The sequence below is a fragment of the Streptomyces cyaneus genome (genome assembly GCF_004028635.1).
Classification (GTDB): domain Bacteria; phylum Actinomycetota; class Actinomycetes; order Streptomycetales; family Streptomycetaceae; genus Streptomyces; species Streptomyces cyaneus.
In genome coordinates this window covers 83,558-107,223 of record NZ_RQJW01000009.1, presented here as the reverse complement: position 1 = coordinate 107,223, position 23,666 = coordinate 83,558, and the positions used below count along the sequence as shown (strand labels likewise).

14 protein-coding genes are annotated in these 23,666 nt (G+C 72.0%); 4 read left to right on the top strand and 10 right to left on the bottom strand.

Features of this window, described 5'->3' with window-relative positions:
- The first annotated feature begins 52 nt into the window (after positions 1 to 52).
- Complete coding sequence (locus tag EHO50_RS30845) at positions 53 to 295, top strand: mycoredoxin (protein WP_128434519.1); 243 nt, start codon at positions 53 to 55, stop codon at positions 293 to 295.
- Positions 296 to 393: 98 nt separating this feature from the next.
- Here EHO50_RS30845 and nudC read toward each other — a convergent pair whose 3' ends face one another.
- From nudC to EHO50_RS30820, 5 genes are all read right to left on the bottom strand, one after another.
- Entirely contained in the window at positions 394 to 1,335 is a 942-nt protein-coding gene (gene nudC, locus EHO50_RS30840) for an NAD(+) diphosphatase (protein WP_164904986.1), read from the bottom strand.
- Between the two features lie 156 nt (positions 1,336 to 1,491).
- Positions 1,492 to 2,904, bottom strand: a complete 1,413-nt coding sequence (locus EHO50_RS30835; protein ID WP_128434518.1) for a dipeptidase — start codon at positions 2,902 to 2,904, stop codon at positions 1,492 to 1,494.
- A 10-nt stretch (positions 2,905 to 2,914) separates the two neighbouring features.
- Positions 2,915 to 6,466: an ATP-dependent helicase gene (locus EHO50_RS30830; RefSeq protein ID WP_128434517.1), complete on the bottom strand. Its 3,552-nt coding sequence runs from the start codon at positions 6,464 to 6,466 to the stop codon at positions 2,915 to 2,917.
- A 114-nt stretch (positions 6,467 to 6,580) separates the two neighbouring features.
- Positions 6,581 to 10,015: an ATP-dependent helicase gene (locus tag EHO50_RS30825; RefSeq protein WP_128434516.1), complete on the bottom strand. Its 3,435-nt coding sequence runs from the start codon at positions 10,013 to 10,015 to the stop codon at positions 6,581 to 6,583.
- Between the two features lie 311 nt (positions 10,016 to 10,326).
- Complete coding sequence (locus EHO50_RS30820) at positions 10,327 to 10,734, bottom strand: MGMT family protein (RefSeq protein ID WP_246101600.1); 408 nt, start codon at positions 10,732 to 10,734, stop codon at positions 10,327 to 10,329.
- Between the two features lie 186 nt (positions 10,735 to 10,920).
- On the opposite strand from EHO50_RS30820, the gene EHO50_RS30815 reads away from it, so the two are divergent.
- The 3 genes from EHO50_RS30815 (at position 10,921) to EHO50_RS30805 (ending at position 17,149) form a co-directional block, all read left to right on the top strand.
- Entirely contained in the window at positions 10,921 to 13,716 is a 2,796-nt protein-coding gene (locus tag EHO50_RS30815; RefSeq protein ID WP_128434514.1) for a lysylphosphatidylglycerol synthase domain-containing protein, read from the top strand.
- Between the two features lie 205 nt (positions 13,717 to 13,921).
- The gene (locus EHO50_RS30810; protein WP_128434513.1) at positions 13,922 to 15,469 is read left to right on the top strand and encodes an alpha/beta hydrolase; all 1,548 of its coding nucleotides are present in this window, start codon (positions 13,922 to 13,924) and stop codon (positions 15,467 to 15,469) included.
- Positions 15,470 to 15,604: 135 nt separating this feature from the next.
- Positions 15,605 to 17,149: an alpha/beta hydrolase gene (locus EHO50_RS30805; RefSeq protein WP_128434512.1), complete on the top strand. Its 1,545-nt coding sequence runs from the start codon at positions 15,605 to 15,607 to the stop codon at positions 17,147 to 17,149.
- Between the two features lie 83 nt (positions 17,150 to 17,232).
- Here the strand turns inward: EHO50_RS30805 and moeZ are convergent, their stop codons facing one another.
- The 5 genes from moeZ to EHO50_RS30780 form a co-directional block, all read right to left on the bottom strand.
- Complete coding sequence (gene moeZ / locus EHO50_RS30800) at positions 17,233 to 18,411, bottom strand: adenylyltransferase/sulfurtransferase MoeZ (RefSeq protein WP_128434511.1); 1,179 nt, start codon at positions 18,409 to 18,411, stop codon at positions 17,233 to 17,235.
- Positions 18,412 to 18,474: 63 nt separating this feature from the next.
- Positions 18,475 to 19,302: a spherulation-specific family 4 protein gene (locus tag EHO50_RS30795; protein WP_128434510.1), complete on the bottom strand. Its 828-nt coding sequence runs from the start codon at positions 19,300 to 19,302 to the stop codon at positions 18,475 to 18,477.
- Complete coding sequence (locus EHO50_RS30790; protein WP_128434509.1) at positions 19,290 to 20,276, bottom strand: NAD-dependent epimerase/dehydratase family protein; 987 nt, start codon at positions 20,274 to 20,276, stop codon at positions 19,290 to 19,292. Before EHO50_RS30790 ends, EHO50_RS30795 begins: the two co-directional genes overlap by 13 nt.
- Positions 20,277 to 20,608: 332 nt before the next feature.
- Positions 20,609 to 21,931: a hypothetical protein gene (locus EHO50_RS30785; RefSeq protein WP_128434508.1), complete on the bottom strand. Its 1,323-nt coding sequence runs from the start codon at positions 21,929 to 21,931 to the stop codon at positions 20,609 to 20,611.
- On the bottom strand, positions 21,928 to 23,646 hold the full coding sequence (locus EHO50_RS30780; protein WP_128434507.1) for a DUF3492 domain-containing protein: 1,719 nt from the start codon (positions 23,644 to 23,646) through the stop codon (positions 21,928 to 21,930). The genes EHO50_RS30785 and EHO50_RS30780 overlap by 4 nt, the downstream gene beginning before the upstream one ends.
- Between the last annotated feature and the right edge of the window lie 20 nt (positions 23,647 to 23,666).

The window sequence follows — 23,666 nt, the reverse complement described above, 5'->3', positions numbered from 1 at the left end:
TTCCCTCATCGGACGACCTGTTCCCCCGAGCCACCCAAGGAGCGCGCGAGACATGCAGGGCACTGTGACGATGTACAGCACCACATGGTGCGGCTACTGCCAGCGGCTGAAGAAGCAGCTGGAGCGCGAGGGCATCGCGTACACCGAGATCAACATCGAGCAGGACCCCGAGTCCGCGGCGTTCGTCGAGAAGGCGAATGGCGGAAATCAGACGGTCCCGACCGTCCTCTTCGCGGACGGGTCGACGCTGACGAACCCGTCGCTGGCTCAGGTGAAGCAGAAGATCGGCGTCTGAAGCGGAAGATCGGCGTGTGATCGACGCAAAAGGATGTGATCGACGCAAAAGGGAGAGGGTGGCCACCCGAGGCGGGCGGCCACCCTCTTCCTTTGTGCTCAGACGCTGCGCGTCGGTAGCGGCTTGCCGTACCAGAGCTCGATCAGGCGGGCCGCGATCGAGATGCCGTACGGCGGCATGACCTCGCCCGAGTCGAAGGCGGCGCGCAGTTCCTCGCGGGAGAACCAGCGGGCCTCGTGGATCTCGTCGCCGTCGACATTGACCTCGGTGGTGGTGGCGCGGGCCATGAAGCCCAGCATGAGGCTGGATGGGAAGGGCCACGGCTGGCTGGCGACGTACTCGACCTGGCCGACGGTGACACCGGCCTCCTCGAAGACCTCGCGGCGCACCGCCTGCTCGATGGATTCGCCGGGCTCGACGAAGCCGGCGAGTGTCGAGAAGCGGCCCTCGGGCCAGTGGACCTGGCGGCCGAGGAGGATGCGGTCGTCCTCGTCGGTGACGGCCATGATCACGGCGGGGTCGGTGCGCGGGTAGTGCTCGGCGCCGCAGGCGGGGCAGCGGCGGATGTGGCCGGCCGCGGCGATCACGGTGCGCTCGCCGCAGCGGGAGCAGAAGCGGTGGGTGCGCTGCCAGTTCTCCAGGCCGACGGCGTGCACCATCAGGCCCGCCTCACGCGGCGACAGCAGCAGGCCCGCCTCGCGCAGGCCGGCCGGGCGCGCGGACTGGTCGATACGGCCGGGCAGCGCGTCCTTCTGGAGGGCGAAGTAGCTGACGCCGTCCTCGTCGATGCCGAGGAAGTAGCGGTGCGCCTCGGTGAGGGGTGCCTCGAACGAGGGGGTCATGACGAGTTCGGTGCGCCCGTCCGCCGTCTCGTCGATGAGGACCTGGCCGCCGGAGACCACGAAGCAGCGCGTCGTGGGGTGGCTCCACGCTGCCGCGAGCCAGGCCTCGTCGAGCCGGTGGTGGGCGGCGCGGTCGATGCCGCTCGGGGCGGTGAGCGAGATGGGTCGGTCGGCGGTGTGGTCGGTCCAAGTGGTCACGGGTGCTTCCAACTCCCCCAGTGAAACGGTGTACTTCGGCGGGCGGATCGGCGGGACGTAGGACAGGAGGCGACCTGGTGCGGCTGGGCTCGGCGGTGCGGGGCGGCGCCTCCAGTGTGCCCCGCGCGCGACGCCCCTCCGGACGGCCCCGGTGGCTCAGGGCACATGGCGCCAGTTCGCGGCCAGGTCGCTCCACAGATGGGCGGTGGTCTCGACGCCCTTGAGAAGCAGGTCGAGCTCGACCTTCTCGTTCGGGGCGTGCCAGCCGTCGGAGGGGACGGAGATGCCCAGGAAGAGCACGGGTGCGCCGAGGACGTCCTGGAGGTCGGCCGCCGGTCCCGAGCCGCCTTCGCGCGTGAAGCGAACAGGCCCCTCGAAGGCGCGGCCCATGGCGCGTACGACGGACTGCAGGGCCGGGTGGTCCAACGGTGTCAGGCACGGGCGCGTGGCCCCGCTGAACGTGATCTCGCAGCGGATCCCGGCCGGCACCTGAGCGTCGGCCCAGGCGCGGACGGCCTTCTCGATGTGGTCGGGGTCCTGTCCCGCGACCAGCCGGAAGGAGAGCTTCACCATGGCGGAGGACGGGATGATCGTCTTGCTGCCGGGGCCCTGGTAGCCGCCGCCGATGCCGTTGACCTCGGCGGTGGGGCGGGCCCAGATGCGCTCCAGGGTGGTGTGGCCGGCCTCGCCGTTGGTGGCGTACGACTTGGCGGTGCGCAGCCACTGCTGCTCGTCGAAGGGCAGCTCCGCGAAGAGCTCGCGCTCGCGGTCGGTCAGTTCGACGATGCCGTCGTAGAAGCCGGGGATCGCCACACGCGCGTGCTGGTCGTGCAGGGCGGCGACCAGGCGGGCGGCCGCGGTCGCCGGGTTGGGGACGGCGCCGCCGAAGGAACCGGAGTGGATGTCCTGGTCCGGGCCGTGCAGCCGGATCTCGCACTCGGCCAGGCCGCGCATGCCGGTGCACACGGTGGGGGTGTCCTCGGACCACATGCCGGTGTCGGACACGATCACGGCGTCGGCCGCGAGCCGCTCGGCCTGCTCCTCGACAAGGGCGCGGAAGTGTGGGGAGCCGGACTCCTCCTCGCCCTCGATCAGCAGCTTCAGGTTCACGGCCGGGCTGGTGCGGCCGGTGGTGGCGAGGTGGGCGCGGACGCCGAGTGTGTGGAAGAACACCTGGCCCTTGTCGTCGGCCGCCCCGCGCGCGTAGAGGCGTCCTTCGCGCACGACGGGCTCGAACGGCTCGCTGTCCCAGCCGTCCTCACGGGCGGCGGGCTGCACGTCGTGGTGGCCGTAGACGAGGACCGTCGGTGCCTCGGGGTCGTCGGAGGGCCACTCGGCGAACACGGCGGGCGCACCCGACGTCGGCCAGACCTCGGCGGTCGGAAAGCCGGTCTCCCTCAGCTTGGCGGCGAGCCAGTCGGCGCTGCGGCGTACATCGGGAGCACGGTCGGGCTGGGCCGACACGGACGGGATGCGCAGCCACTCGGCGAGATCGTCGAGGAAGGCGGCGCGGTGCTGCTCGATGTACGTACGGACGGCGCTGACGTCACTGTCAACGGGATGGCTCATGGTCACGAGCCTATCGGCCCGCACCGACATCCTCGGTGGGCGGTTCCTCACACTCCGCCTCCGCGACCGGCTCCTGAGTCAGCAGCCGCTCCAGCGCGGTCCGGTCCGGCAGATCCTCCGGGCGTACGACCTCTCCGCTGCGGACGTACAGGAACGCGGCGTTGACCGACTCCAGGGGCACGCCCTGCTGCTCGGCCCACGCGAGCCGGTACAGAGCGAGCTGGAGCGGATCGGCGGTGCGGGTGCGGTTGGTCTTCCAGTCGACGATCTCGTACGTCGCCCCGTCACCGTCGCCGTCCTTGTAGACGGCGTCGATACGGCCCCGTACGACGCGGCCGGCGATCGCGAGCTGGAATGGGGCCTCGACCCGGTACGGCGTGCGGTGCGCGTACTCGGTGCGCTCGAAGGCGTCCTTGAGGGCCTCCAGGTCGCGCTCGTCGGCGATCTCCGCCTCACTGCCCGGCAGGTCCTCCGGCTCCAGCATGGGCAACGTCAGCTCTTCGAAGCGGGCTTCGACCCAGGCATGGAATCGGGTGCCTCGGCGTGCGGCGGGTTGTGGAGGGCGCGGCATGGGGCGCGCGAGTTCCTGCGCGAACCCGCCCGGGTCGGCGGCCAGCCGCAGCAGCTGGGACGCGGTCAGTGACGCGGGCAGGGGTACGTCGGTGACGCTCGCGCGGGCACGCAGGAGCTCCCCGGTGAGCGCGTCGAGGTCGCGGTCCCAGGAGGCGATGGTGCGGGCCTCCTCCGGGGTGACGGGGCCCTCAGGGGTGAAGGGGTTCTCCGGAGTGGGAGGGTCCGGTTCCGTGGGGTGGGGGCGTGCGGGTGGTTCGGTGGAGGGCTCCGGCGGTTGCGCCTGGTGCGGGACGGTCGGGCGGTCCGTGGTCCAGGATTCCCAGTCTTCGGGGTCCTCGGGGTCCTCCTGCAGGAAAGGGTCCTCTTCGATGAAGGGGTCCTCGGGGAAGTCCTCCGAGGGCAGTGCCTCGTCCGGTGGTGCAGGCCAGTCCGGATCGTCGTAAGTGTCCGCGTCGTGCGTCGCGGCGGGGTGGCCGACCTCGTGGGAGGTCAGGCTCTCCAGGTGGGCCAGGACCGTCTCGGCGGCCGCTCGGCGTCGCGCCAGGGCCGTCTCGTCGAGGGGCAGGGGCCAGACCTGGTCGGCGGTCTCCCGGTGCAGGGCCGGGTTCTCCTCGTCCTCGGCCGGCTCGTCGGCCCACTCCTCGATCTCGCCGTAACCGGCCACGCAGTGGTCGTAGAGGGCCTGCAGGAAGTCGGAGGGGCCGCGGGGCTTCTTCTGGCTGGGGCCCCACCAGTGGCCGGAGCCGAGGAGCAGGGAGCGGGGGCGGGTGAAGGTGACGTAGCCGAGGCGGAGTTCCTCGGTGTGCTGGTGGTCCTTCATGGCCTCGTGGAAGGCCTTCAGGCCGCGGGAGTCCCAGGAGGCGACGTCGGGGAGCGTGTCGGCGTCGCCGCGCAGTTCGTGCGGGAGCACCTTGCCCTGGGCGGTCCACTTCTCGCGGCCCTGGGTGCTGGGGAAGGTGCCGGTGACCAGGCCGGGGACGGCGACGACGTCCCACTCCAGCCCCTTGGACTTGTGTGCGGTGAGCACCTTGACGGTGTTCTCGCCGCCGGGGAGGGCGTTGTCGAGGCCCTTCTCGTACTGGGCGGCGGTGCGCAGGAAGGCGAGGAAGGCGAGCAGGGTCGCCTGATTGTCGCCGGCCGCGAACGAGGCGGCGATGTCGAGGAAGTTGGACAGGGTCTCGCGGCGGCGGGCGGCCAGGGCGTGCGGGGAGGCCGAGAGTTCGACCTCCAGGCCGGTGACGGCGAGGACGCGGTGCAGGACGTCCATCAGCGGGTCGGACAGGGAGCGGCGCAGGTCGCGCAGTTCGGTGGCCAGGCGGGCGAAGCGCACGCGCGCGTCCGGTGAGAAGGGCAGGCCGTCGTCGTCCCCGTCGCCGTCGAGCGGCGTCTCCAGGAACGTGTCGAGGGCGTCCGCGAGCGAGATCACCTCGGCGGGGTCGACCCCCTCGACGGCCTCGGCGAGCCGTCGGTCTGGGTCCTCGTCGCCGTTCACGCGCGCGTGGGACACCAGCAGCCGTGCGCGGCGCCCCAGCAGGGCGAGGTCGCGCGGGCCGATGCGCCAGCGCGGGCCGGTGAGGAGGCGGACCAGGGAGGCGTTGGCGCCGGGGTCCTGGAGGACTTCGCAGACGGCGACCAGGTCGGCGACCTCGGGCAGGTGGAGCAGCCCGGACAGGCCGACGACCTCGACGGGGACGTCCCGGGCGACGAGCGCGCCCTGGATCTCGGCGAAGTCGGTCGCCGTACGGCACAGAACGGCGATCTCGCCGGGCGCCGTCCCTGTGTTCACGAGATGGGCGATGGAGTCGGCGAGCCAGTCCAGCTCCTCGGCGTGGGTGGGCAGCAGCGCACAGCGGACGGTGCCGTCGCGCTCGGCTCCGGGGGCGGGGCGCAGGGCCTCCACGCCCGCGTGCATGGCGCGCAGGGGTTCCGCGAGGCCGTTGGCGAGGTCGAGGAGGCGGCCGCCGCTGCGGCGGTTCTCGCTGAGCGCCTGGCGGGCGGCGGGGCGGCCGTCGGTGTGGGCGAAGTGCTCGGGGAAGTCGTCGAGGTTGGCGACGGAGGCACCGCGCCAGCCGTAGATCGCCTGGCAGGGGTCGCCGACGGCGGTCACCGGATGGCCGGTACCGCCCCCGAACAGGCCCGCCAGAAGGACGCGTTGGGCGACGGACGTGTCCTGGTACTCGTCGAGGAGGACCACGCGGAACTCGTCGCGCAGGATGCGACCCACCTCGGGGATCCGGGCGAGCTGCGCCGACATGGCGATCTGATCGCCGAAGTCGAGCAGATCGCGCTCCCTCTTGGCGGCGCGGTAGCGGACCACCAGCTCGGCGAGTTCGCGGCGCGCGGCGGCCGTCTCGGGGACCTTGCGCAGATCGGCGTTGGTGAGCTTGGCGCCTTGGAGGGTGAGCAGCAGCTCGGCGTCGTACGCGCGCAGGGCCTCGGGCCGGACGAGGTGCTCGGCGAGCTCGGCGTCCAGGGTGAGCAAGTCGCTGACCAGGTCGGCGAAGGAGCGGGTGAGGGCCGGGTACGGGCCCGGGGACTCGCGCAGCACGCGTGCGGCGAGCTGGTAGCGGGTGGCGTCGGCGAGCAGACGGGACGTCGGTTCCAGGCCGATGCGCAGGCCGTGGTCGGTCAGCAGGCGGCCCGCGAAGGCGTGGTACGTCGAGATCAGCGGCTCGCCCGGCGGGTTGTCCGGGTCGATGACGTCGGGGTCGGTGACGCCGGCCTTGACGAGCGCCTTGCGGACGCGCTCGGCGAGCTCGCCGGCCGCCTTGTTGGTGAAGGTCAGGCCGAGGACCTGCTCGGGGGCGACCTGACCGGTGCCGACCAGCCACACCACGCGCGCCGCCATCACCGTGGTCTTGCCCGATCCGGCTCCGGCAACGATCACCTGCGGGGCCGGCGGCGCGATGATGCAGGCCGTCTGCTCCGGGGTGAACGGGATACCGAGGAGCTCCTTGAGCTGATCGGGATCGGTGATACGGGCGGACACCTCAGAGAGGCTAGCCGCGGGCACTGACAGTGGATGCCGGATCTGCCCTCGGGTCGGGAGAACCGCAGGTCAGCACGGGAGGTGCGATCGATCACTCCACTTACTGACGATGCGTTACTCGACCACGTGCCGCCCTTCGGGCCGCGCACTGCACGATGCCCGGAACGCGCAGTGCGTGCAGTGTTGTCCGGATGTGGGTGTGAATCGCTCGTCGAGGACCTTGCCCGCCGCCGTGGCCAACAGATCGCCGACCCACTCCCCCTCGGGGCCGCCGTCCAGGGCCTCCTGCCCCTGCACCTTGGGCAGCGTCTCGCCGCCGTCCCGCTTGGCGGCGCCCTGACGCAGCTGGACGAGTTCGGCGCCGCCCGGCTCGGGGCGTACTCCGTCGAAGGCCTCGTCGACGGCGCCCTCGCGGACGGCGAGCTGGTAGACGGCGAGCTGTGGGTGGCGGGCCACCTCGGCGGCGCTGGGTGCCTGTTTGCCTGTCTTGAAGTCGACGACGTAGGCCCGTCCTTCGCCGTCGGCCTCGACGCGGTCCATCTGGCCGCGGATGCGGACCTCGACGTCGCCCGCTTCGAGGGTGACGTCGAAGTCGTGCTCGCTCGCCACTGGCGTACGCCCCGCGCGGTCCATCACATGCCACTTCAGGAAGCGTTCGAGCGCCACGCGCGCGTTGTCCTTCTCCTGCGCCGACTTCCACGGCGCGTCGAAGGCCAGCGCGTTCCACACGGAGTCGAGGCGCTCCATGAGGACGGCGAGGTCGGCCGGGGTGTGTCCGGAGGCGACCTCGTCGGCGAGGACGTGCACCACGTTGCCGAAGCCCTGGGCGGCGGTCGCGGGTGCGTCGGCCTTCACCTCGCGGCCCAGGAACCACTGCAGGGCGCAGGTGTTGGCGAGCTGGTCGAGGGCGCTTCCGGACAGCACGACGGGCTGGTCGCGGTTGCGCAGCGGCACCTTGGACTCGGTCGGCTCGAACATGCCCCACCAGCGGTAGGGGTGCGCGGACGGCACCAGCGGGCGGCCCTCCTCGTCGGCGAGCGCGGCGAGCCGGGCCAGTCGGCGGGCGGCGGCCTCCCTGAGGGTGTCCGACGCGTGCGGGTCGACCGTCGTCGCCCGGAGTTCGGCGACGAGCGCGGCGACGGCCAGTGGGCGGCGCGGGCGGCCCGTCACGTCCCTCGGCTCGACGCCGAGTTCGGTCAGGAAGCGGGAGGGCTGGTCGCCGTCGTCGGCCGGGGCCTTCACCGCCGTGACGACGAGGCGTTCACGCGCGCGTGTGGCGGCGACGTAGAACAGGCGGCGTTCCTCCGCCAGCAGCGCCCCTGGGGTGAGCGGTTCGGCGAGCCCGTCGCGGCCGATGCGGTCGGCTTCCAGGAGGGAGCCGCGGCGGCGCAGGTCCGGCCACAGGCCCTCCTGGACGCCCGCGACGACGACCAGGCGCCATTCCAGCCCCTTGGAGCGGTGCGCGGTCATCAGGCGCACGGCATCGGGGCGTACGGCACGCCGCGTGAGGGTGTCGGCGGCGATGTCCTCGGCCTCGATCTCCGCCAGGAAGTTCAGGGTGCCCCGGCCGCCGGTGCGCTCCTCCGCGCGGGCCGCGGTCGCGAACAGTGCGCATACGGCGTCGAGGTCACGGTCGGCGTTGCGTCCGGCCGCGCCGCCGCGGCGGGCGGTCCGCTCCAGACGCGTGGGCCACGGCGTGCCCTCCCACAGGTCCCACAGCGCCTCCTCGGCCGTACCGCCGCCCGCGAGGCGCGCACGGGCCTTGCCGAGCAGCGCGCCGAGCCGCTGGGCGCCACGCGCGTACGTGGGGTCGTGCACCGCCAGCCGCTCCGGCTCGGCCAGCGCCCGGGCGAGCAACTCGTCCGAGGGCGGCGGCAAGGGGTTGCCCGCGGCCCGCTCCTCGTCGCGCAGGGCCCGCCCGAGACGGCGCAGGTCGGCGGCGTCCATGCCGGCGAGGGGGGAGGCGAGCAGGGTGAGGGCGGTCTCGGTGTCGAGCCAGGAGGCACCGGCGTCGGGCCGGCCGGCCGAGGCATCGCCCTCCGGTTCGGGCCGGTCGGCCAAGGCGTCGTACTCGGCTTCGGCCCCTCCCTCGGCACGTACGTCAGCTTCGGCCGCGTCCCCGGCACGTACGTCACCGCCGCCCCGCGCAGGCTGCGCCTCCGCCGTGGCCACTGCCCGCAGCGCTGTCAGCAGCGGTGCCACCGCCGGCTCGTGCCGCAGTGGCAGGTCGTCGCCGTCGATGTCCAAGGGCACTCCGGCGGCAGTGAGCGCCCGGCGCACCGTCGGGATCGTTCGCGACCCCGCACGCACCAGGACGGCCATCTCGCCCCAGGGCACGCCGTCCTCCAGGTGCGCCCTGCGCAGGATGTCGGCGATGTTGTCCAGCTCGGTGCCGGGCGTCGGGTACGTGAAGACCTCGACGCGGCCGCCCTCGCGGACAGGAGCGAGCTCGCGGTGGGCGCGTACCTTCTCCGCCGGTAGCCGGGTGAGCGGCATGCGCTGGGTGAGCAGGCGGGTCGCGGTCAGCAGGGCGGCGCCGGAGCGGCGGGAGGTGCGCAGGACCTCGACGGGGGCGGGGCGGCCGTCCGCGCGCGGGAAGGCGTGCGGGAACTCCAGGATGCCGTTCACGTCGGCGCCCCGGAAGGCGTAGATCGACTGGTCGGGGTCGCCGAAGGCGACGAGGGTGCGGCCGCCGCCGGCGAGGGCGTGCAGCAGCCGTACCTGGGCCGGATCGGTGTCCTGGTACTCGTCGACGTACACGGCGTCGTACTGCGCGGCGAGCCGTTGGGCGGCCTCGGGACGGCGGGCGAGGAGCACCGCGCGGTGGACCAGTTCGGCGTAGTCGAGCACGCCCTGCATGTCGAGCACGTCGAGGTACTCGGCGAGGAAGGAGGCCGCGGCGCGCCAGTCGGGGCGGCCGATGCGGCGGGCGAAGGCGTCCAGGGCGTCGGGGCCGAGGCCCAGTTCGCGGCTGCGGGCGAGGACGGCGCGGACCTCGTCGGCGAAGCCGCGGGTGGTCAGGCAGGCGCGCAGTTCGTCCGGCCAGCGCACATGCGCGAGTCCGAGCCGCTCAAGGTCCGGCTGGCCCGCGAGCAGCTCCCGTACGGTCACGTCCTGCTCGGGGCCGGACAGCAGCCGCAGCGGCTCCACGAACAGGTCGCTGTCCTGGTGGGCACGGACCAGGGCGTAGCAGAACGAGTGGAACGTGGTCGCCTGAGGCGCGCGTGCCGCTCCTATGCGCAGCGCCATACGGTCGCGCAGTTCGACGGCGGCCTTGCGGCTGAACGTCAGCACCAGAATGCGCTCGGGGTCCCCGCCGCGGGCGATGCGGGACGCCACCGACTCGACGAGCGTGGTGGTCTTGCCGGTGCCCGGACCTGCGAGAACGAGCAATGGGCCGGTCGCGTGGTCAACCACGGCGCGCTGTGCGGCGTCCAGAAGAGGGGGAGCCGCCTGAACGACAGGGGTACGCACCAGCCGGTAAGCGCCACGGGTCCCCTGTCGCACCTGGGGGTGCGGCAGGCGCCTGGTGGAGAAAGAGGAGCTCACGTGGTTCGCCGGTCCTGGTGGGTGTGCAAGTGGTCATTGCCGGCGCGGAGCGCCGTCGTCGAGGGGTCGTGGTCGGGTGGCGGGCGGGCCGCCCCTCGCGTGTGGAGGGCGGTGGCCGCGGGGTGAGGGAGACACGCGCAGCCGACGCTACGCCGAGGGGTGGTGCGGAAGCAGGGCTTCCGATTCATCCCTCAGTTCACTTGTGGCACATGCGTCCCTCGACTCACGAACGTACGTCATGCCACGAACGTGCCCCCTGTCCCCCGTACGGATCACAGGTCACACAGCGGCCCGTCCGATGGCGGAAGCTGTCAGGTGTGACCCTGTGCGCGTTCGCCGCCGTCCCAGCGCGCCCGCCTCATGTCGAGGCGCGGCACGTGGCCCTCGGCGGCCCTGCTCGCCTCCTTCAAGGGCGTGCCCTCGGCGCGGTAGTGCTCCAGCGCTCTCAGCTCGTGGCCCGGCAGCAGGACCCCGTCCGCGCGGACCACCCGCCACCACGGGACGGCTCCCCCGTAGAGGGCCATCACCCGACCGACCTGCCGGGGCCCGCCCTCCTCCAGCCACTCCGCGACGTCCCCGTACGTCATGACGCGGCCCGGCGGAATCAGCTCGGCGACCTCGAGGACCCGCTCGGCGTACTCCGGCAGCGCGTCGGCGGACTCCGGGTGGGCGTCGTCGTACTCCAGGCGGGCGTCGTGCGGAAGGCTCTCCTCGCTCATCCGGCCCATCCTGCCCCACCCCACCGACAATGTGACGTGCTCGCCACTGTGCGTATGCCTCGCCCCGGAGCGGCGCTTCGGGCAGACTGTGCGCCCCCGCATTTGCACCCTGATGCCCCCGTGTGTCGGTGGGGCATGCCACCATCGTGCGGGCGGTGACTGGTGATACGAGACCAAGAAGAGACGATGAAGCAACAGGGTGTGCACCCGGAGGACGCGGCGAGCACCTCTGACGCTTCGTCGCGCCCGGACACCGCGAACGCCGGCAAGAAGGACCCCGGCGAGAGCGACAGCGGCAAGAAGGACGAGGTCAAGAAGGGCGCGGACGCGAACGACGCCGGACGCAAGGCCATCGAGGGGAAGGTGCCGTACGACCTGGACGAGGTGCACGTCGACGAGGTCGAGGGCGACGAACCGCTGCTCCCCGCGCGCGTGCACCGTCCGTCCGACCTCATGCGACTGCTCGTGGGCGTGCTGGGGATCGCCCTGCTGCTCGCGATCGCCGCGTTCGCACACGGCACCACATCAGGACTTGAGCAGGACATCAACAAGGGCACCGGGCAGGCGCCCGACGTGTTCAGCAAGATGGCCGGGCTGGTGTCCAGCATCGCGATCCTGCTGGTGCCCGTCGCCTTCGCGATCGAGCGGCTGATCAAGCGGGACGGGCTGCGTATCGCCGACGGCGTCCTCGCGGCCGTCCTCGCGCACGGTGTGACACTCGCCACCGACCTGTGGGTCGCGCGGGCCGCCCCCGAGTCCATCCGGGACGCCCTCACCCAGCCGTCGCCCGGAGACGTCGGCTCCCTCACCGACCCGGTGCACGGCTATCTCGCGCCGGTCATCGCGTACATGACCGCCGTGGGCATGTCCCGCAGACCGCGCTGGCGTGCGGTCCTCTGGGCGGTCCTGGTCCTGTACGCCTTCTCCATGCTGGTCACCGGCTACACCACGCCGTTCTCGATCCTCCTGACGCTGCTGATCGGCTGGACCGTCGCCTACGGCACGCTGTACGCGGTCGGCTCGCCCAACGTCCGCCCCACCGGACGGACCCTGATGGCGGGCCTCAGGCACGTCGGCTTCCGCCCGGTGAGCGCGGCCCGCGAGGAGGCCTCCGACGCACAGGAGACCGGCGACCGAGGCCGGCGCTACTTCGTCACGCTCGAAGAAGGTCCGCCGCTGGATGTGACGGTGGTCGACCGTGAGCAGCAGGCGCAGGGCTTCTTCTATCGCGCGTGGCGCAATCTGACGTTGCGCGGCTTCGCCACCCGAAGCAGCCTCCAGTCGCTGCGCCAGGCCCTGGAGCAGGAGGCGCTGCTCGCCTACGCGGCCATCGCGGCCGGTGCCAACGCGCCCAAGCTGATCGCCACCTCCGAGCTCGGCCCGGACGCCGTGATGCTCGTCTACGAGCACACCGGCGGGCACACCCTGGACTCGCTCTCGGACAAGGAGATCACCGACGAGCTGCTGCGCGGCACCTGGCTCCAGGTCAAGGCGCTGCAGTCCCGGCGTATCGCGCACCGCAGGCTGGTGGGTGACGCGATTCTGGTGGATCGTTCCGGCAAGGTGATCATCACCGACCTGCGCATCGGTGAGATCGCGGCCAACAATCTGCTGCTGCGCATGGACATCTCCCAGCTGCTGGTGACGCTCGGCCTCCGGGTGGGCGCCGAGCGCGCGGTGGCAACGGCGGTAAGTGTGCTCGGCCCCGACGCCGTGGCCGACTGTCTGCCGATGCTGCAGCCCATCGCGCTGAGCCGCTCCACGCGCGCGACGCTGCGCAGACTCGCCCGGGAACGGGCCCAGCGCGAGCGGGAGGCGGTGCTGGAGGCGTCCCGGCACGCCAAGCACGCCCGCAGCGAGGAGGCCACGGGCGACACCGAGGCCGTACTGGACAAGCCGGACAAGAAGACCGTACGGGCGCAGGCGCGGGCCGAGAAGCGGGCCATCGACGAGGCCTTGGACGAGGCACGTGAGGAGGATCTGCTCACGCAGATCCGCCATGAGGTGCTGCGGATCAGGCCGCAGGCGCCGGTCGAGCCGGCCCGCCTGGAGCGGGTGCGGCCGCGCACGCTGATCAGTTTCATCGCCGGTGCCATCGCCGCGTACTTCCTTCTGACGCAGCTCACCCACATCGAGTTCGGGCCGCTCATCGCCAATGCCAAGTGGGGCTGGGTGGCCGCGGCAGTGCTGTTCTCGGCGGCCAGCTACTTCGCGGCGGCGATGGCCCTGCTCGGGTTCGTGCCCGAGCGGGTGCCGTTCCGGCGGACCGTGGCGGCGCAGGTCGCCGGGTCGTTCGTGAAGATCGTCGCGCCGGCCGCGGTCGGCGGGGTCGCCCTCAACACGCGCTTCCTGCAGCGCGCGGGAGTGCGGCCGGGGCTCGCGGTGGCGAGCGTCGGCGCGTCGCAGCTGTTCGGGCTCGGCTGCCACATCCTGATGCTGCTGTCCTTCGGCTATCTGACCGGAACCGAGAAGACGCCGTCGCTGTCGCCGTCCCGGACCGTCATCGCGGGCCTGCTGACGGTGGCGGTGCTGGTGCTCGTGGTGACCTCGGTGCCGTTCCTGCGGAAATTCGTCGTCACGCGCGTGAGGTCGCTGTTCGCGGGTGTCGTGCCGCGCATGCTCGATGTGCTGCAGCGGCCGCAGAAGCTGGTCACCGGTATCGGCGGCATGCTGCTGCTGACCGCCTGCTTCGTGATGTGCCTGGACGCGTCGATCCGGGCGTTCGGCAGCCAGGGAACCTCCCTCAGCATCGCCAGCGTGGCCGTCGTCTTCCTCGCCGGCAACGCGCTCGGCTCGGCGGCGCCCACCCCGGGCGGCGTGGGCGCCGTGGATGTGACCCTGACCGTCGGCCTGATCGCCGTGGGCCTGCCCAGCGAGGTCGCCGCTCCCTCGGTGCTGCTCTTCCGGATGCTGACGCTGTGGCTGCCGGTGCTGCCGGGCTGGCTGGCCTTCAATCACCTGACACGCAAGGGCGCGCTGTAGCGCGAGGCGGCGGCGTACGGAGGGCCGGGATGCCCCGTCGTGCGGGAGGCCTTGTCGTGCGGGAGGCCTTGTCGTGTGAGGAGCAGGGCGCCGTACGTTGCAAGAGGCAACGGACAGGTGAGGCGCCGCGATCCCTTGTACGGCGCGATCCCTCGTACGGCTCGCGCCCCGAGCGCCCCACCGCGTACGACCGCAGGATGGGACCATGCCGAACCCTCCCCGGCTGCGTGCAGCTGCCCTGACCGCCACGGCCCTGCTGGTGTCCGCCCTGCTGGCGGGCTGCAGCGACGACGACTCCGGGGACGAGGATCTGACGGCCCAGGAGCTGAGCTGGAAGGACTGCCCGAGCCCCTCCCAGGCGCAGGGCGGCGGAGGCAGCCCGTCACCTCTGCCGGGCGGCGGCGGATGGCAGTGCGCCAAGATGAAGGCACCGCGCGACTGGAACGAGCCCAAGGGCGACACCATCGAACTCGCTCTGATCCGCGCCAGGCCGAGCGGGGACGACAGCAGCCGCATCGGCTCCCTGATCTTCAACTTCGGCGGCCCGGGGAGCTCGGGCGTCACCACTCTGCCCTCCTTCGGCCCGACCTATGAGAAGTTGCGCACTCGCTACGACCTGGTGAGCTTCGACCCGCGAGGCGTCGGCCGCAGCGCGCCCGTCCTGTGCGAGAACGACCAACAGCTCGACGCCCACTTCCAGCAGGACGCGACCCCGGACGACGCCGCCGAGCGGACCGAACTGCTGAACACCACCAAGGAGTTCAACGCGGCGTGCGAGGAGAACTCCGAGCGGATGCTGCCGCATGTGCGCACCACCGACGCGGCCCGCGACCTCGACCTGATGCGTCAGGTCCTCGGCGACGACAAGCTGCACTACTTCGGCATCTCCTACGGCACCGAACTCGGCGGCGTCTACGCCCACTTGTTCCCCAAGAACGTGGGACGCGCCGTCTTCGACGCGGTGGTCGACCCGACGCACACCCCCGAGCAGAACGCGCTCGGGCAGGCCGCGGGGTTCCAGCTCGCGCTCGACAACTTCGCCGAGGACTGCGCCTCCAAGGCCGAGGGCTGCCCGATCGGGGCCACCGCCGCGGACGTCAAGGAACGCATCGCCAAGCTGCTGAAGGATCTCGACAGCAAGCCGATCCCAGGCGTCTTCCCGCGCGAGCTGACCGAGACCGCCGCGACCTCCGGCATCCTGGAGGCGCTGTACTCGAAGGACTTCTGGGAGTACCTCACTCAGGGCCTGGTGCAGGCGTACGACGGTGACGGCACGATTCTGTCGATGCTGGCCGACTCGGCGAACGGACGCCGCGAGAACGGCGAGTACAGCAACATCATCCCGGCCAACGTGTCGATCAACTGCGCAGACGAAAAGCCCCGCTACACAGCCGAGTACGTGGAGCAGAGACTGCCCGAGTTCCGGGCCGCCTCGAACCTGTTCGGCGACGCCCTGGCCTGGACCATGCTCAGCTGCACCGACTGGCCCGTGGCGGGCGCCGCCGACCGTCCCGACGTCAGCGCACCGGGCTCGGCGCCGATCCTCGTCGTGGGCAACACGGGCGACCCGGCCACACCGTACGAGGGCGCCCGGAGGATGGTCCAGGCGCTGGGCAAGGGGGTGGGCGTCGAGCTGACGTACAAGGGGCAGGGACACGGCGCGTACAACAGCAAGAACAAGTGCGTGCAGGACGCGGTGAACGGTTATCTGCTGGACGGGAAGGTGCCGGCGGCGGGCACCGTCTGCTCCTGAAGCCGAGTCGGGAAGCGGCAAATCAGCAGGTCAGAGAGTTATCCACAGGCCGCTACGGCCGTTTCGTGATCCGCCTACTATGGCCTGACCGCCATCCGCGGCACGGTGCGGACGGCCTGCGAGGGGGGAAGTGACATGGCGCGTTTTGTACGGTGGACGGTCCTGACGGCCACCGCCGCGCTGCTGGTGACGGGCTGCAGCAGCGGCTCGTCCGACGGCGGCAAGGCCGGTGCGAAGGCGAGCGGGCCGAGTTCGCCGGGCGCGTCCGCCGACTCGGCGGCACCACTGCCGTCCTCGCTGACCTCGCAGAAGCTCGACTGGGGGCGTTGCAAGGCCACCGGGGGCTCACCCGCGCCGGGCGACGAGTGGCAGTGCGCCACGCTCGAGGCGCCGCTGGACTGGGCGAAGCCGGACGGCAGGACGATCGACCTCGCGCTGATCCGCACCAAGGCCAGTGGCGACGACCGCATCGGCTCGCTCCTGTTCAACTTCGGCGGCCCCGGCAGCTCGGGAGTGTCCACGCTGCCGTGGTACGCCTCCTCCGCCTCCGAGCTCGCCAAGCGGTACGACCTGGTGAGCTGGGACCCGCGCGGGGTGGGCGCCAGTGAAGCCGTGCGCTGCCGTAGCGACAAGGAGATCCAGGCCTCCGAGTCCGTGGACATCACGCCGGACACCCCGGCCGAGGAGACGGCCTACCTCCGGGACGCCGCCGACTTCGGCAGGGGCTGCCAGAAGTCCGAGGGGACGCTGATCGCGCATGTGTCGACCACCGACACCGCCCGCGACATGGACCTGATGCGCCAGGTCCTCGGCGACACGAAGATGCACTACTTCGGCATCTCCTACGGCACCGAACTCGGCGGCGTCTACGCCCACTTGTTCCCGAAGAACGTGGGCCGGCTGATCCTGGACGCGGTCGTCGACCCGAGCGCGGACGGGGAGGGGCACGCCGAGAACCAGGCCAGGGGCTTCCAGCGCGCGCTGAACAACTACCTCGAGTCGACCGGTCAGGGCGCCGAAGAGGGCTCGCAGAAGATCGTGGGCCTGCTGAAGCGGATCGACGCGAGCCCGCTGCCGACGTCGTCCGAGCGGAAACTCACCGAGGCTCTCGCGCTCACCGGCATCATCAGGCCGCTGTACAGCAAAGCGAGCTGGCCGACCCTGACCAGCGCCCTGGAGGCGGCCGAGGAGGGGGACGGCTCGGAACTCCTGGCGCTCGCCGACGACTACAACGACCGCGACGCCTCGGGGGGCTACGGCACGGGGACCCACTCGCAACGGGCCATATCGTGCCTGGACACCAAGCAGCGGCCGACGATCGAGGAGGCGAAGAGGCTGCTGCCACGGTTCGAGAAGGTCTCGCCCGTGTTCGGCCCCATGCTGGGCTGGGACACGGCCGGCTGGTGCCACGACTGGCCGGTGGCCGGGCAGTACGACACCCCGGAGGTGAGTGCGGCGGGTGCGGCGCCGATCCTGCTGGTCGGCAACACCGGCGACCCGGCGACGCCCTACGAGGGCACCCGGAAGATGGCGGACGAACTGGGCAAGGGCGTCGGCGTGACGCTCACCTGGAAGGGCGAGGGCCACGCCGCGTACGGGAAGAGCGACTGCGTCGACTCCACGGTGAACGCGTATCTGCTGCAGGGGACCGTGCCGAAGGACGGCAAGGTCTGCTCATGACGGCGGCGGGGGCTTCGAGCACCCGTAGTGCCCGAAGCCCCCGCCGTCCGAACGAGGCTCGCCCTGCGGGCGAGGAAGTCCGCTCAGTAGACCGGCTTGTGCGGCTCGATCTGGTTGACCCAGCCGATCACGCCGCCACCGACGTGCACGGCGTCGGCGAAGCCCGCGGACTTCAGGACCGCGAGGACTTCCGCACTGCGGACACCCGTCTTGCAGTGCAAGACGATCTTCTTGTCCTGCGGGAGGGTCTCCAGGGCGGTGCCCATGAGGAACTCGTTCTTCGGGACCAGCCGGGCGCCGGGGATCGAGACGATCTCGTACTCGTTGATCTCGCGGACGTCGATGATCTCGATGTTCTCGCCGTCGTCGATCCACTCCTTGAGCTGCTTCGGAGTGATCGTCGAGCCGGCGGCCGCCTCCTGGGCCTCCTCGGAGACGACGCCGCAGAAGGCCTCGTAGTCGATGAGCTCGGTGACCGTCGGGTTCTCGCCGCAGACCGCGCAGTTCGGGTCCTTGCGGACCTTGACCTGGCGGTACTGCATCTCCAGGGCGTCGTAGATCATCAGGCGGCCGACCAGGGGCTCGCCGATGCCCGCGAGGAGCTTGATGGCCTCGTTGACCTGGATGGAGCCGATGGACGCACACAGCACGCCCAGCACACCGCCCTCGGCGCAGGAGGGAACCATGCCCGGCGGCGGGGGCTCCGGGTAGAGGCAGCGGTAGCAGGGGCCGTGCTCGGACCAGAAGACCGAGGCCTGGCCGTCGAAGCGGTAGATCGAGCCCCACACGTACGGCTTGTTCAGCAGCACGCAGGCGTCGTTGACCAGGTAGCGGGTCGCGAAGTTGTCCGTGCCGTCGACGATCAGGTCGTACTGGCTGAAGATGTCCATCACGTTGTCGGCCTCGAGCCGCTCCTCGTGAAGGATCACGTTCACGTACGGGTTGATGCCGAGGACGGAGTCGCGCGCGGACTCGGCCTTGGAGCGGCCGATGTCGGCCTGACTGTGGATGATCTGGCGCTGCAGGTTCGACTCGTCGACCTCGTCGAACTCCACGATGCCGAGCGTGCCGACGCCCGCGGCGGCCAGGTACATCAGCGCCGGCGAGCCCAGGCCGCCGGCGCCCACAGCCAGCACCTTGGCGTTCTTCAGCCGCTTCTGCCCGTCCATCCCCACGTCGGGGATGATCAGGTGGCGGGAGTACCTGCGAACCTCGTCTACGGTGAGCTCGGGGGCGGGCTCGACCAGGGGTGGCAGCGACACGGGGACTCCGTTGGTCGGTCGATCACTACGGTTGTTCTCTCCGTAACAGTGCCATGGCCTTTTTCATTCCGAGACACCTGTTCCGATCCGCGAGACGATTTCGTCCCAGTAGCCGGGCATGGCCCCCCACGCGTCGACGCGGCCGCCACGGTCGGTGCGGTCCGTGCGGTCGGTGAAGTAGATGGTCGCCGCGCCCTGCCAGCGAGCGATGCGCAGCGCCTCGTCCAGGTGGGGGCGGGGCACTCCGTGGACGAAGTGGCAGAAGCGGTCGGGCGGGTAGTCGGCGGTCCACTCCGCCACCTGCGACCAGCGGTAGTCGCTCCACGAACCCCGGAACGTGACCAGTTGGTCGGCGCACTCGGCGTAGCCCGGGTGGGGGTGGGTGCCGTGGCCCAGGACGGTGTGGGCCTTGTCACGCAGCGCGCGAAGCGTGCTGATCGTGCGGCGGATCTCGGGCAGGGCGGCGCGTTCGGTCGGGCAGCGGTCCAGGTAGAAGCCGTCGACCCGGTACCAATCGAGGTAGCGGTGCGCCTCGGAGATCACCTCGCCGAAGGCACGGGTGGCGCGGGTGCCTTGGGCCGCGTCGACGTGCGCCGTGTCCGAATGGCTCGTGTCCAGGTGAGCCGTGTCGAGGTGGGCCGTGTCCAGGTGGCCCAGGACGCGGACTCCCGCCTTGCGGAGCCTTCCGGCCGTCTCGAGGCAGTGCGGGTCGGGGCGGGTGCCGGGGCCGTCCGCGACGTTCAGGACCACCCAGTGCACGGGGGTCCCGGGGCGGGTGAGTTCGCCCCACTCGGTCGGGGCGAGGAGGGGGTGTGCGTAGCCGGGGATGCCGAGGCCGGTGCGCAGGCCTGTGCTCGTTGCAGTCGGTGGTGTGCCGGTCAGATACGGCATGCCGCCTCCATCCAGATGTCACCCAGGGACTCTTCGAGGTTGATGCGGGGGCGCCAGCCGAGTCGGTCGCGTGCGGTGCGCACGTCGGCCTGCTGCCAGCTGCCGCAGCCGTCCGGGTACGGGTACGCGACCGGGGCGCCGTGGCCCGCGAGCGCCGCGTGGGCCGTGTGGTCCGAGTCGGCGCGGGGATGTCCGATGGACGGCCGCAATGGGACGGGCGGGCCGTCGAGTTCGTGGAGGGCGCCGCCGTATCCGGCCACGCGGGCGAGGACGGCGGCGGCGTCCCGGAGGCGGACGGCGCGGCCCGAGCCGATGTTGATGACGCCCTGCGCGGCGGACAGCGAGGCGGCGTGGACGGCGCGGGCCACATCGCGGACGTCGACGAAGTCGCGCTGGGCGGCAAGCCCGGTGAGTTTGAGCTCGCCGTCGCCGGACTGCATGGCGCGGCGCATGGCCTCGGCCAAGCGGCCGAGGGGAGAGCCGGCGGGGGTGCCGGGGCCCGCGGGTGAGAAGACCCTCAGGACCACGGCGTCCAGGCCGGAGCCAAGGACGAGTTCGGTGGCGGCGAGTTTGCTTACGCCGTACGGGCCGCCGGGGCGGGGGACGGCGTCCTCGGCCGTGGAGGAGCCGGGCTGGCTCGGGCCGTACTCGGCGCCGCAGCCGATCTGGACGAGGCGGGCGCCGCAGCCGCTGCGGCGCAGGGCCTCACAGACCGTGGCGACGGCGACGGTGTTGTGGCGGGTGAGTTCGCGGGCGCCGCCTCTGGTGGCGCCGGCGCAGTTGATGACGACGCCGGGGTGGACCGCGTCGAGGAAGCGAGTGAGGGCGCCGGGGCTGCCGGACGCGAGGTCGAAGCGGACGTCGGCGTCGTCGCCTCGGCCCAGCGCGGTGAGCTGGACGGCGGGGTCGGCGAGGAGGCGGTCGGCTACGAAGCGGCCGAGGTAGCCGTTGGCTCCGATCAGCAGGACTCTCATCGGGCGGCTCCCGTGGCCGAGGGGTGATCGGGTCGGGAGGTGATCATTTGGGGGTCTCCTTCAAGGACACGGACTTCAGACAGAGGGGCTTTCGGGCAGAAGGGGGGCAGCGGGTATGTGGGCGTGTATGCCGACGGGTGCCTTCGGCGGTTGGGCCGGGATGCCTACGGGTGCCTCGGGCGGCTTGCGTCGGGCCGGGACTGCTGCGGCAGCCTGGGTGGCTGGGTGGGGGTTCGTGTAGCGCCCACGGTTTCGTTGTGGGGTGGGGCCGCGACCCGGCACGTCCCTTTCCAGCCGTACGCGAGTGCGGCGCCGCGGGAGTTGCCGCCGCGTCACCATGACTGGTCCGCCGTCGTATGTGCCGACGCCCTCGTCAACGTGCGCGCCGCATGGAGCAGGAGGGTCGACGCGCCCACGCCGCAGGCGATTGTGGGGATGGCGGCCGGGCCCCATGCGTCGATCAGGGACTGGACGGGGGTTGCCAGCCAGGCACAGCCGGGGAGGCGGGCTGTGAAGAGGGCGGTCAGGGCTGTGGCCTCGGCTGTGACTGTGGCGGTGAGGACCAGTGCGGGGGCGTGGGTGAAGCCGTGGGTGGTGAGGAGGCGGGCAAGGAGCAGGAGGGCGCCCAGGGTGAGGGTCTGAGGGAAGGCGGCGGGCTCGTCCAGGGCTGTGGTGGTCAGGGTCAACAGGGCCGTCAGGGCGCCGAGGTAGAGGGCGAACGTGCCCAGGAGCAGGGGCTTTACCGCGGTGGCGAAGTCCTCCAGGGCTCGGCTGGCCGACAGTTTGCGGCGGGCCCGTACGGCGAGGACGTGGGCGCACCATGCCGCGGGGGCGCAGGAGAGGGCTAGGGCCAGGACGGGAGCCGTGGTGAGGGGCCAGGGGCCGTCGGCGGTGCCGGTGGGGAGGGTGTCGGGGCCTCCGGTGGCGGCTGCCTGGAGGAGTCCGTCGCCGAGGAGGGCGTAGGCGAGGAGCCAGCAGGTGCGGGTGGCCGTCGGGCGTGTGGCGTGGGTGGTGGCGAGGGGGCCTCGGGCCAGGGCCGAGCGCAGGGCGAGGGTCACGGCGAGGGCTCCCGCGGCGGCCGCGATCAGGCGGGACTGGCCGTGGGTGAGGTGCAGGGCGGTCACGGCCGCCGCGCAGAGGGCTCCGGGGAGGAGGGTGAGGAGAATCCAGTCGGCTCGTGCGCGGGGGGTGGGGAGGCGCGGGGGGCTGGGGGGCGTTTCGCCGTCGCGGGCCACTCGGGCGTACATCTCCTCCGCGAGGGAGAAGACGTCCCGGTGCAGGAAGCGCGCCGCAGTGCGATCGGTGACGCCGTGGGCCTCCAGGCCGGCGGCGATCTCCAGGGGGTCCACCGCGCGTTCGCACAGGTCGCGGTGACGGTGCATCAGCGCCTTCACGGGGTCGGCACCGGTGCGACGGGTGGGGGTCGGCCGGGGGGCGGTGGTGCGGGAGCCGGTTGGTTCCTGGCTGGTGGGTGGTGCGTCGACCCTGCTCTCGCGTACGCCCGTCTCGGCCACGGGCGTCCCTGCCACGCCCGTCTCTGCCGCGTCCGTCTCGGGCACGAGCGTCTCTGTCGCGAGCCACTCCTCCGAGCGCTCGTCCCAGGCCCCGGGGCTGGCTGGTGCCCCGGGACGGTCCAGGCCTCCCAGGCCGCTCATCGGGCCGCCTCCGTCCTGGGCAGCGCGCCGGCGCGTACGGGGGCGTCCGTCGGGCGGGCCGGGCCGCCGCGGGCCACCAGGCGTGCGGAGCGCTCGGTCCAGCGGCCGGGGACGTGGGCTTCGGCGGGGACGGCGAAGGGCAGGGGGGCTCCGGCCCCGTTGAGGACGACGCGGCGGACCGGCGTGCGCGAGACGATCTCCAGGTAAATGCCGTGAAATGCTGCGACGTTCTGCTCGACGGTGAACAGTTCGAGCGCACGCGCACGTGCCGCCGCACCCAGGCGCTCACGGCGCTCGGGGTCGCGCAACAGCGCCACGCAGGCCTCGGCGAGCGCCCGTGGGTTGCGCGGTGGAACGACGAGACCGGTGCCGCCGATGACCTCCACCACCGCGCCGACGTCCGTGGACACCGTCACGCGGCCACAGAACATGGCCTCGACCAGGCTGATCGGGAAGCCCTCGACGACGCTGGACAGGACGGCCACGCCACCCGCGGCGTATGCATCGGCGAGCGTGGGGATCTCGGGGCTGCCGATCTCCTCGAAGGAGACCGGGTTGTCGCCGACCGTGTGCGGGCCCTCGGCCTCGTCGGGGAAGAGCTGCGCGGCGAGCGCCCTGCAGTGGCCGAGGTAGGCGGCGCCCTCGGGGCCCGAGGGGGTGCCGATGATCCGCAGCCGCGTCTTCGGTTCCTCCTTGCGGACCTCGGCGACAGCGTGCAGCAACGACACCAGGTCCTTGGTCGGCTCGACACGGCCGACCCAGACCAGCGTGTCCGGGTCCGCGCACTCCGGCGCCTCGCCGACCTCCGCGAAGCGGGAAGCGTCCATGCCGGGGTAGACCGTGCGCAGCTTCGCGCGGTCGGCGCCGCAGCGCTCCTGCCAGCGGCGGGCGTGGGCGTTGCCGGGTGTGACGAGGGCGGCCCGGGCGTAGGTCTCGGCGGCGAGCCTGCCGTGGAAGGCGGCGAGCAGGGACCGTACGGCGGGCGAGGAGTCGGTGGCGGCCAGGTAGTGCGTGCGGAGCCGGACCCCGTACTCGGTCAGCAGCAGCGGTACGCCGCAGAAGTGGTGGGCGAGCAGGCCGGGCAGGGCCGCCGAGCCGCCGGAAGCGGCGTGGCACAGGTCGACCGAGCCCAGGTTGTCGTCCTCGTACCAGTCGAGCGAGAGGGGGCGCAGGGCGCGTTCCAGATGCGCGGCGAAGGCCAGCAGATCGGGTACCCGCGCCTCGCGCGCCGTGCGCAGGGCGCCCCGCGCCCGGCAGGCGCGCTCGAGGGCGCGTACGGCGGCCTCGGAGCGGAGCGCTCCCACCAGCCCGCCCTCGTCGCGGGCGAGTTCGGCGAGGCCGTACAGCGCGTTGCCGAAACGGTCCGCCTCAATGGCCGACGTGTCCTCGGAGGCCCCAGAAGCGCCCCCCGCCCCTCCGGCACCCCCGGCGCAGAGCACGGCCACCAACTCGCCGTAGCACTCGGCGAACCGCCGGCGCGCACGGCGCCCGTACACCACGCTGTCCTCCTCGGCCGTCCACAGTGGTGCCGTGCGCACGCGGCTGACCTGCGGTGGCAGCGGGACCCAGCCCTCGTCCTCCTGGCGCTCGCTGCGGCTGAGCGCATAAATGTCGAACTCGTGCTGTCCGAGCCCGCGCACGAGCCGGTCGCACCAGAGCCTGGCGTCACCGTTCACATACGGATAGCCACCCTCCGCAATCAGTCCGATGCGCACGAGCACACCCCCGATCTCCC

Coding starts and splice junctions, on each gene's coding strand:
- EHO50_RS30845 (WP_128434519.1), top strand. CDS start 53: ATGCAGGGCACTGTGACGATGTACAGCACCACATGGTGCGGCTACTGC.
- EHO50_RS30835 (WP_128434518.1), bottom strand. CDS start 2,904: ATGAGCCATCCCGTTGACAGTGACGTCAGCGCCGTCCGTACGTACATC.
- EHO50_RS30820 (WP_246101600.1), bottom strand. CDS start 10,734: ATGAGCGAGGAGAGCCTTCCGCACGACGCCCGCCTGGAGTACGACGAC.
- EHO50_RS30815 (WP_128434514.1), top strand. CDS start 10,921: ATGAAGCAACAGGGTGTGCACCCGGAGGACGCGGCGAGCACCTCTGAC.
- EHO50_RS30810 (WP_128434513.1), top strand. CDS start 13,922: ATGCCGAACCCTCCCCGGCTGCGTGCAGCTGCCCTGACCGCCACGGCC.
- EHO50_RS30805 (WP_128434512.1), top strand. CDS start 15,605: ATGGCGCGTTTTGTACGGTGGACGGTCCTGACGGCCACCGCCGCGCTG.
- EHO50_RS30795 (WP_128434510.1), bottom strand. CDS start 19,302: ATGCCGTATCTGACCGGCACACCACCGACTGCAACGAGCACAGGCCTG.
- EHO50_RS30790 (WP_128434509.1), bottom strand. CDS start 20,276: ATGAGAGTCCTGCTGATCGGAGCCAACGGCTACCTCGGCCGCTTCGTA.
- EHO50_RS30785 (WP_128434508.1), bottom strand. CDS start 21,931: ATGAGCGGCCTGGGAGGCCTGGACCGTCCCGGGGCACCAGCCAGCCCC.